This is a genomic window from Collinsella aerofaciens (assembly GCF_040920445.1).
In the GTDB taxonomy this organism is placed as follows: Bacteria; Actinomycetota; Coriobacteriia; order Coriobacteriales; family Coriobacteriaceae; genus Collinsella; species Collinsella aerofaciens_BH.
In genome coordinates this window covers 1-10,265 of the sequence record NZ_JBCOTQ010000065.1, presented here as the reverse complement: position 1 = coordinate 10,265, position 10,265 = coordinate 1, and the positions used below count along the sequence as shown (strand labels likewise).

The 10,265-nt window shown below is 59.9% G+C and carries 6 protein-coding genes; 3 read left to right on the top strand and 3 right to left on the bottom strand.

Annotated elements, in window-relative coordinates:
• Nucleotides 1–118: 118 nt before the first annotated feature.
• Nucleotides 119–2,347 carry an NAD-dependent DNA ligase LigA gene (gene ligA, locus AB5405_RS08900; RefSeq protein ID WP_368138238.1) on the top strand — a complete coding sequence of 743 codons (2,229 nt, stop codon included), beginning with the start codon at nt 119–121 and terminating at the stop codon, nt 2,345–2,347.
• Between the two features lie 427 nt (nt 2,348–2,774).
• Here ligA and AB5405_RS08895 read toward each other — a convergent pair whose 3' ends face one another.
• From AB5405_RS08895 to AB5405_RS08885, 3 genes are all read right to left on the bottom strand, one after another.
• Nucleotides 2,775–3,947, bottom strand: a complete 1,173-nt coding sequence (locus AB5405_RS08895; RefSeq protein WP_368138237.1) for a hypothetical protein — start codon at nt 3,945–3,947, stop codon at nt 2,775–2,777.
• A gap of 109 nt (nt 3,948–4,056) precedes the next feature.
• A complete protein-coding gene (locus tag AB5405_RS08890; protein ID WP_368138236.1) occupies nt 4,057–4,896 on the bottom strand; it encodes a MerR family transcriptional regulator in 840 nt (279 codons plus the stop codon).
• Between the two features lie 54 nt (nt 4,897–4,950).
• Nucleotides 4,951–6,297 carry an MATE family efflux transporter gene (locus tag AB5405_RS08885; protein WP_368138235.1) on the bottom strand — a complete coding sequence of 449 codons (1,347 nt, stop codon included), beginning with the start codon at nt 6,295–6,297 and terminating at the stop codon, nt 4,951–4,953.
• A 258-nt stretch (nt 6,298–6,555) separates the two neighbouring features.
• On the opposite strand from AB5405_RS08885, the gene AB5405_RS08880 reads away from it, so the two are divergent.
• Both AB5405_RS08880 and AB5405_RS08875 read left to right on the top strand, forming a co-directional pair.
• Nucleotides 6,556–8,385 (top strand): ABC transporter ATP-binding protein, encoded by a 1,830-nt coding sequence (locus AB5405_RS08880; protein WP_368138234.1) that lies wholly within the window; start codon nt 6,556–6,558, stop codon nt 8,383–8,385.
• Nucleotides 8,378–10,265: ABC transporter ATP-binding protein (locus AB5405_RS08875; protein ID WP_368138233.1), on the top strand; the 1,888-nt coding region annotated here is incomplete at its 3' end. The genes AB5405_RS08880 and AB5405_RS08875, both read left to right, overlap by 8 nt.

The following is a 10,265-nucleotide window of genomic DNA, read 5'->3' as shown; positions in this document are numbered from 1 at the left end:
GCGCGACCCACCCCGGTCTGGCGGCTGCCGATTCGGTGCGGTTGGAAAGGGCGATTTGGCTCCATCGCGACCGGTGGTACTCTTGTATCCGTTTGAAATCGAGCGAAGGAGTGCCGCTATGGAGCAATCGAGCCTGTTTGGTGACGGCGTGGACATCGATACCGAAACGCCCGCGAGTGCGGATGCCGCCGCGCCGACCGACGCCCATGCCCAGGCGGCAGCGCGTGCGGCCGAGCTGCGCCACGAGCTCGATTACCACGCCTATCGCTACTACATGCTCGATGCGCCCGAGATCACGGACACCGCCTTTGACAAAATGCTCGTTGAGCTGCAGGAAATCGAGGCCACCTACCCCGACCTGGTGACGCCCGACAGCTATACCCAGCGCGTGGGCGGCTACGTGAGCGAGCAGTTTACGCCGGTCACGCACATGGCACGCATGTATTCCATGGATGATGCCATGGATCTGGACGAGCTCGACGCGTGGCTCCAACGAACCGAGGATGCGCTCGGCGCAGGTAGCGTCACCTATACCTGCGAGCTTAAGATTGACGGTCTGGGCGTGGCGCTTACCTACCAAAACGGCACTTTCGTGCGCGCGGCCACGCGCGGCGATGGCACCACGGGCGAGGACGTATCGCTCAATGTGCGTACCATCAAGGATGTGCCCATGCACCTGTCCGAGCCGGCGCTCGCCCACATGGGCGCCGACCGCGAGCGCACCATCGAGGTACGCGGCGAGGTCTATATGCCCAAGGGTAGCTTTGTCCGCCTGAATGAAGAGGCCGATGCCGAGGGACGCGACCCCTTCGCCAACCCGCGCAACGCCGCCGCCGGCAGCCTGCGCCAAAAAGACCCCAAGATCACGGCGCGCCGCGATCTCGCTACCTTTATCTATGCCATCGCCGATACTGACCCACTGCATGTCCACAGCCAGCGCGAGTTTCTTGACTGGCTGCGCAGCGCCGGTTTTAGCGTCAACCCCAATGTGGCACGCTGCGCCACGCCGGCCGAGGTTCACGAGTTCTGCGCCCAGGCGCTCGAGCACCGCGGCGATCTGGACTATGACATCGACGGCGTGGTCGTAAAGGTCGACAGCTTTCAGCAGCAGCTCGACCTGGGCTTTACCGCCCGCGCACCGCGCTGGGCCATCGCCTTTAAGTTTCCGCCCGAGGAAAAGCAGACCATCCTGCGCGAAATTCGCATCCAGGTGGGCCGCACCGGTGTGCTCACGCCGGTCGCCGAGTTCGACCCGGTGACGGTCGCCGGCTCCACCATCGCGCGCGCCACGCTGCACAACATCGACGAGATCCGCCGAAAAAACGTGCGCGAGGGCGACACTATCATCGTGCACAAGGCAGGCGACGTAATCCCCGAGGTCGTGGGCCCGGTGCTCGACAAGCGCCCGGCCGATTCGGTCGACTGGCAGATGCCCGAGGTCTGCCCCGTGTGCGGCAGCCCCGTGGTCCACGAGGATGGCGAGGTGGCCTACCGTTGCGTCTCCATCGACTGCCCCGCGCAGCTCAAGGAGCGCCTGCTTCACTGGGTGAGCCGCGGCTGCATGGACGTCGACGGCCTAGGCGACGAGATCGTCGACAAGATGATCGCCGCCGGGCTGATCCACGATGTCGCAGACTTCTACCAGCTCACGGTCGACGACATCGCCGGCCTGGACACGGGCCGCACCTATGCCAGCTCCAACAGCAAAAAGGGCGTCAAGAAGGGCGACCCCATTCCGGTAGGCCTCAAGACGGCCGAGAAAATCATCGCCGAGCTCAACAAGTCCAAGAGCCAGCCGCTCGGTCGCGTGCTGTTTGCCCTGGGCATCCGCCACGTGGGCAAGAGTGTGGGTGAGGTCATCGCCGAGCGATTCCTGTCGATTGACAAGCTCATCTTGGCGAGCGAAGAGGACATCGCCGAGTGCGAGGGCATTGGTCCCAAGATTGCGGCGAGCGTCAAGCAGTTCCTGGCCGTATCCGAAAACCTTGCCGTACTGGAGCGCCTGCGTCAGGCGGGCCTGTCGCTCGAGGTCGACTTGGGCGCCGCGCACGCGCAAGCTGCAGCCGACGCTGGCGTGGCGGGCGAGCTCGCCGACGCACAGCCACTCGCGGGTCTGACCTTCGTGCTCACCGGCACGCTCGTCAACCGCACCCGCGACGAGGCGGGCGCGGCGCTCAAGGTGCTCGGCGCCAAGGTCTCGGGTAGTGTGTCAAAGAAGACGAGCTATCTGGTCGCCGGCCCCAAAGCGGGCTCCAAGCTCACCAAGGCCGAGCAGCTGGGTGTGCCCGTGCTGGACGAGGCGGCACTTGAACAGATTTTGGCGACGGGTAGGGTCCCGGAGGCATAATGATTTGTTGAGGAACTGCGCAGAGGCTCAGTTCCTCAACATCTCCTTATAGTGTTTGCCTGTTCAATTTCGATATCGTTTCCCTCGTATGATCCAGATGCGTCTACCGACTCAAAGCGTGAGTAGGAAACTCTTGTCCCAACTTTGATTTGGGAAAGCTTGTCTTTGATTCGGCCAGATGAGGGGAATGTAATCCGGGTTTGCTTTCCAGCGTCGGTGTAGCGGGGACTGTTGTCTGTTTGGATTACGAGTTCCGTTCCCTCAATAGAATGAACGCTGCCGACTCCAAAGACAAGGTAATCATCTCCTCCGCTATAGCGGGCTCTATCTGTGCATGAAGAAACGGATGCAAACATAGCGAAAATCACCAATATCGTAACCAGGGCAAAGGCCGTGGTGCCATAGCATTTTGATGGTGCCATCCGGTTTACCAAAAGACTGTTCCGTTCAATTTGACCATATTGGGCGTTGCATAGTTAATCGCTCGGGGATAAGTGTTCCATCCGTCGAATACTTCGAGCCACTGCAGTTCGATGCCAGAGCTTCCATTATGCCCAGTAAAATAGCCAGTTACCGTGACTGTATGACCTGATAGCTCGACGGATCCTTCACTGTTTCGGCTGTTGATCCACATATGATACAAGCCGATATTCCCTTGATCGATAGTTGCTCTGTACTGAGCGAATTGAGGCTGATAACCGAAAAATTGAGTATTAAGTGCTCTACCCTTTTGAGCGGCAAGACTTTTAAACGGAACAATTCCATCTGGGATGATCGTGCTTCCGTACTCGACGCCCTGATCATTGGTCTTATACGTTGTTGTGCCAGTGACGTTCCATATTTCTTTATAATAATCGGGATTAAATTGATTAGCGTTTGAACTGGTGAGACCGTAATGCATTGATACAGCGTACAAGGCAGAAACGACGCATGCATACTTATTAGTGCGGGCTTCAACTAATGATTCCGAGACTCCTCGGAACGGTATTCCGTTTAAATCGTCTATTTGGAAATGCAACATCAAGTCATCTTCATTGATAATGACTGCATTCCATGAAGTTGGGTTATTGCTTTGAGGTGTTATACCCTTTTCGGTGGCAATCGGGACAGACCGTATATTGTTATAGTTGGTTACACAGTCTCTAGTTCCTGGCACCAAAGTTCCATATTCAATATCGTTGTACGAAATTAGTACGGTTGGGTTTGTGGCCTGTTGGCCGGAATAAGTTGAAATGGCGTTTGATAGAGAAGCTGAAATCGGAAGAATGGTATCGCCGAGGGTTATCTCCTTCAGAAGCCCGGGATATGATGCGTCAAGTACTAAATAACCGTAAGGGCTTCCTTCCCTTGTGACACTGATTTCATAGCCACAGATAAGGCCGATTTGTTGGCATACGGGAACGATTCGCTCGATCTCTAAGTTCGCGGATCCGTCGACGATGGGCAACAGGGAAAGCGCGTAGTCTTGTGCTAGGTCTGATGTAAAAGCGACGGATGAGTTTGAGTCGGCAGCGAATACTCTTGTTGGGCGTGACGCGGATAAGCCGATGATCGAGGCTAGGCCGAGAAGAAACGAGCGACGTGATTGAACTCTGGGCATAATGTCTCCTGCCTATGGGGGGGCAATATGCTGTCATTTTATTTGCTACATAATACAATCTAATTCGGATTAAGGTAAATGGATGGAATTGCTCGATAAATGGTAGTGATTAGCGGACCGGTATCGCGATCCTCGTCACATACGCCCCCGGGTCGTCGCTGATGATGTCGTCGATGGGGGCGATTTCGCGCGAGGGACCGGCGGGGGACAGGTCGCGCTCGTGCATGTAATCGAGTAAGCGCTCATAGCGCGGGGCCGCCTGACCGTGCGTGCCGCGGAAGCTGACCGTCAGACACCGCGCGGCGGGACGTACTTCGACATCGCCCAGGTAATCGTCCGTGCCATCCAGCAGCAGAAAGACCTCGTCGTAGCCATCAAAGTCGCCGGCGGCAAGGCGTTCGGCGCTAATCCCAACGCCCAAGTTGCCCAGGAAGACAAAGGTCTCGTGCTGGCCCTTCTGCAATTGACGAATCTGCCACTCCAGCGCATAGGCGTCGGTAGGGTTGACGCGTTCGCGCAACACGGCGCAGCGAAGCTCGGGCGCATCGATTGTGCAAATGGTATCGAGCTCGGTGTTCAAGGCATCGTGCAGTAGAGCAAGCCGGTTATCGATCTTGCGCGACACGCGCTCCAGCTCGCGGCGCTTGCGCTCGATGAGCTCCTGTTGCTGAGCCAGCTGCCGCTGCATAAGGTCCACGTCGCGCGTGGTCACAAACTCACGGATTTGCGCCAACGGCAAGTCGAGAACACGCAGGTGGCTGATGGTATTGAGGGTGGAGAGCTGCCGCGATCCGTAGTAGCGGTACCCACTCGCCGGATCGATGTGTGCCGGGTCCAGCAAGCCCATTTGCTCGTAATGGCGCAACGTGCCCACGCTCAGGTTAAACAAGCGCGCCACCTCGCCAATGCGGAGCAGGCCCTCGGTATGTTCGGTTGGCGAGTCGGTCATGGGTCCGCTCCTTTCAATAGGGTCGGGGAGGGACGCCAGGCCTACGTCGCCCCGCTACGCCACCAACCTGTCAAAAGCCCCGCGCCGGTTGAGCACGGTAAACGCGACAACACAGATGACCGCCGACAAAATCGATCCGCACGGCGAGGCGATGCCCATGGGAAACAACGTATCGGAATAGGCGTTCGACAGCAGCCACGCGCCCGGCACGCGAATGAGCGCCACGGCTAGCACGTTGTGCGCAAAGCCGATGTAGCTCTTGCCATACGCAGCGAAAAAGCCGCTAAAGCAAATGTGGATGCCGGCAAAAATCGCGTCGAAAATATAACTGCGCATATAGCCGGTGCCGGCGGTGACCACTGCAGCGTTCTTGGCAAAAAAGCCAATAAACGCCGGTGCCACCAGCCACATCAGCACCGTGATCAGGCAGCCGTACACTACCGAGATGGTCATGGCGTCCTTGAGCACCTGACGCGCACGATCGCCCTTGCCGGCGCCGGCGTTTTGCGCCGTGAGCGCGCTGACGGTGGCGCCCATGGAACTCGGCACAATGAACAAAAAGCTGATCATCTTCTCGACCAGGCCCACGGCGGCGGCGTCGACGAGCCCTCGGTGGTTGGCGATGACGGTGATAAACATAAACGCCACCTGGATACAGCCGTCCTGCACGGCCACGGGCACGCCGATCTTAAGAATGCTGCCGAGCACCTCGGGTTGGGGGCGCAGGTCGCTACGCTTAACGTGGATGTTCGTGCGACGGCTCTTGAGCCACACGAGCGCGAGGGCAACGCTTGCCGTCTGGGCGGTTACCGTGCCGAGCGCCGCGCCCACGGGGCCGAGCCCCATGTGCCCGATAAACAGAAAGTCGAGCGCGATATTGATGATGCATGCCACGCCGATCACGTACATGGGCGAGCGCGAATCGGCCAGCCCGCGAAAGATGGCCGAAAGAATGTTGTACGCGGCAATAAACGGAATGCCGACAAAGCAAATGCGCAGGTAGGCGGCGGTGCCTTCGACCGCCTCGGCCGGCGTGCCAATGAGTGCCACGATTTGCGGGCACAGTGCGAGCAGGACAGCGGCCAGCACCACCGAGACGCCCATAAAGAGCGTGATGGTGTTGCCGATGGCGGTCTCGGCGCGATCGAAGCGACGCGAACCCACGGCGTGGCCGACGATGACCGTCGTTCCCATGGCCAGGCCCACGAGCGCCACGGTAATCATATAGAGCGTCTGCGCGCCATTTGCCACGGCGGTGATGCCGGCAGCGCCGCTAAACTGCCCCATCATGTACAGGTCGGCCATGCCGTAGAGCATCTGCAAAAAGTACGAGAGCATATAGGGCAGGGCAAAGACCGCGATGGTCTTGAGGACATTGCCACGTGTGAGGTCGTGTTCCATGAGCGGGGCTTTCTGGCTGGGTTCGTTTAGCTACCAGTGTAGTGAAAACCCTACAACGATTGTAGAGTCAAGGTTTGTGATGACGCCGGAGCGAAAAAGTCTCGCGCACCATTATTCCGAGTGAATATGGACACACATCACGAGAACTCGCCGCCGGCGCTAACCTTGCAGAAAACGATTTCGGAATACTTGACACCATTATTCGGCGCGCAATAATACGTGCGTTTGCGAACAACGTTTGATGGGGGTTGAACCTGCGTGCGCAATCTCAAAATACTGTTTTCCTATCTAGGGGCATACCGTCGCGATGCCATCCTCGGCGTGTTCTTTGTGTCGGTCGAGACGGTGCTCGAGCTGTTTATCCCGGTCATCATGGCCAACATCATCGATGTGGGCGTGCCTGCGGGTGATATCAACTACATGCTGCTACAGGGTGCGTACATGTTGGTGTGCGCTGCGCTTTCGCTGGTACTGGGCTTGGGTTATGCCCGCACGTCCGCCCGCGTTGCCTCGGGCCTAGGCGCTAACCTGCGCGAGGCCGAGTACAAAAAGATTCAAACGCTCGCCTTTGGCAACCTGGACAACTACGACGCCAGCTCGCTCGTCACCCGCATGACCACGGACATCACCGTTATCCAAAATGCTGTGGGCAACGGCTTTCGCCCTATGGTGCGCGGCCCGGTGACGCTTATCGTCGGCCTTATCTACGCGCTGATGCTGTCGCGCCCGCTCGCCACCGTCTTTGCGATCATCTTGCCCGTGCTGGCAATCGTGCTGGGCGTCATCACCTATCGCGTGAGCCCGCTCTACCGCCAACTCCAGACCTCGATGGACCACCTCAACGGCGTGGTACAGGAAGACCTCACCGCCGTGCGTGCCGTCAAGGCCTACGTTCGTACCGAGCACGAGGAGGCCAAGTTCGACACCGTCAATACCGAGCTCGCGCGCACTGCGACAAAGACCTTTGGCAGCGCGGTGCTCAACCTGCCGGTGTTTCAGCTGTCGATGTACGTGGCTGCGCTCTCCATCCTGTGGATTGGCGGCCGCATGATTCTCGCCGGCAAGCTGGGCGTGGGCTCGCTCACGGGCTTTATGAGCTACGTGCTGCTGATCATGAATTCGCTCATGATGATTTCCAACGTGTTTTTGCTGCTCACGCGCGCTCTTACGAGTGTGGGCCGTATCGCCGAGGTGCTCGATGAGGAGCCCTTTATCGCCAACCCCGCGGGAGACCTCGCGATTGCGGCGCCAGCGGACGGCAGTATCGAGTTTCGCGACGTTTCCTTTAAATACCGCACGGATGCAGCCGAGGATGTGCTCGAGCATATCGACCTTCGCATCGAGAGCGGCTCGACGGTGGGCATCCTCGGCGGCACGGGCTCGGGCAAGAGCTCACTTGTGCAGCTGATTGCGCGCCTGTACGACGCTACCGAGGGCGCCGTGCTTGTGGGCGGACGTGACGTGCGTGACTACGACCTCGCGACCCTACGCGACGCCGTGGGCATTGTGCTGCAAAAGAACGTGCTGTTTACGGGCACCGTGCGCGAGAATCTGCAGTGGGGCAATCCGCAGGCGTCGGACGATGAGCTCCTCGCGGCTTGCCGCGCGGCGTGCGTGGACGAGTTCCTTGATCGCATCGGCGGGCTGGACGGCGAGTTGGGCCAAGGCGGCGCCGGTGTCTCGGGTGGCCAGAAGCAACGCCTGTGCATCGCGCGCACGCTGCTCAAGCATCCGCGCGTGCTCATTTTTGATGACTCCACCAGCGCGGTCGATATGGCGACCGACGCAAAGATTCGCGAGCACATCGCTCGGATTCCCGATGCGACCGTGCTCATCATCGCCCAGCGCATCGCGAGTGTCATGGATGCCGATCGCATTGTGGTATTGGACGACGGTCGTGTCCACGGCGTGGGCACGCACGAGGAACTGCTAGCGGGCGACAACATATACCAGGAGATTTATGCCTCGCAGATGGAGTTTGCGAGGAACGCGGACGCCGGCGACGGCAGCGACGATGGTTGCGCGAATGATCCGTTTTCCTCCGTCGTATGCGGATCACCCTTGGAAGGGGGTGAGCGCCATGCCTAAGACCGCAGCCCAAGCACGCCCGGCCGACCTCAAGCGCACTGTGCGTCGCTTGCTCTCCTACATGGGGCATGCCAAGTTCTCGTTGCTCGCGGTGGGCGTGCTCGCCTCCGTCGCCGCCATCGCGAGCCTCGCCGGCACCTACATGGTGCGTCCCATCGTTAACGGTTTGGCCACGGGCGGGGAGGAACTGCTTGCCAGGCAGGTCATCCTGACGGCGATCATCTACGCTGCGGGCGTGCTTTCGGCCCTGGGCTACTCACAGATCATGGTGCGTGCGGCCCAACGCGTGGTGTCCGATATTCGCCGCGACCTGTTCGCGCACATCCAGACGCTGCCGCTCAGTTATTTTGACAGCACGCGCTCGGGCGACATCATGAGTTTTTTCACCAACGACGTCGACACCGTCTCCGAGGCGCTCAACAACAGCTTTGCTAACGTGATTCAGGCCGCCATTCAGGTTGTGGGCACCACGGCCATGCTCATCATCCTTAACTGGCAGCTCACGATTATCACACTCGTGTGCGATGCGGCCATTGTGCTGTATGCGCGCTACTCGGGCGCGCGCTCTAAGCGTTTCTTTGCTGCCCAGCAGGCATCGCTTGGCGACCTGGACGGATATATCGAAGAGATGGTCTCGGGTCAAAAGGTCATCAAGGTCTTTAACCGTGAGGCGGCGAATGTCGCCGGCTTTGCCTGCCGCAACGACGAGCTTCGCCGCACCGGCACCGCCGCCGTGAGCTATGCCAACTCCATGGTGCCCATGACTGTCGTGATTGGCTACGTCAACTATGCCATCGTCGCCGTGGCGGGCGGCATGCTCTGCATCAAGGGGCTCGCCGACGTAGGTGCGCTCGCGAGCTACCTGGTCTTTGTGCGCCAGGCCGCCATGCCCATCAACCAGTTTACGCAGCTCGGCAACTTCTTGCTCAACGCGTTGGCCGGTGCCGAGCGCCTGTTTGCGGCTATGGACCTTGAGCCCGAGGTGGACGAGGGCTGCGTGGAGCTGGTGCAGACGGGCGATGCCGCATGGGCGTGGAAAATTCCCGAGGGCCAGGGCGTGGGCGTCTACGGGCACCTGCATGACGTGGCAGCCGTTGATGAGTCGGGCCGCGCGGTGGCCGCCGACGGCATCGAGCTCACGTGCGGCTTGGTCCCGCTTGCCGGTGACGTGCGCTTCCATGCCGTGGACTTTTCCTACGTGCCGGGCGCCCGCGTGCTCACGGACCTCAACCTGTTTGCCAAGCCGGGGCAAAAGATTGCGTTTGTGGGCTCCACGGGCGCCGGCAAGACGACTATTACCAACCTCATCAACCGCTTCTACGAGGTCGATGACGGCGAGATCACGTACGACGGCATCGACGTCAAGCACATTGCCAAGACCAGCCTGCGCGGGTCGCTCGGCATTGTGCTGCAGGACACGCACCTGTTTAGCGGCACCATTGCGCAGAACATCCGCTTTGGCAAGCTCGACGCGACCGACGAGGAGGTGCGCGCCGCTGCCGAGGCCGCCTGCGCGGATTCGTTTATCCGCCGCCTGCCGCGGGGCTACGACACACCGGTCACGGCCGATGGCGCCAACCTGTCGCAGGGCCAGCGCCAGCTGCTCGCCATCGCGCGCGTGGCCGTCGCCGACCCGCCGGTGCTCATCCTGGACGAAGCCACTTCGAGCATCGACACGCGTACCGAAAAGCTCATCGAACGCGGTATGGACCGCATCATGCGCGGACGCACCACGTTTATGATCGCGCACCGCCTGTCCACTGTCCGCGACGCCGACGCCATCATGGTCCTCGAACACGGCCGCATCATCGAGCGCGGCACGCACGAAGAGCTGCTCGCCCAGCACGGCGAGTACTGGCAGCTGGCGCATGGCTTAAAAG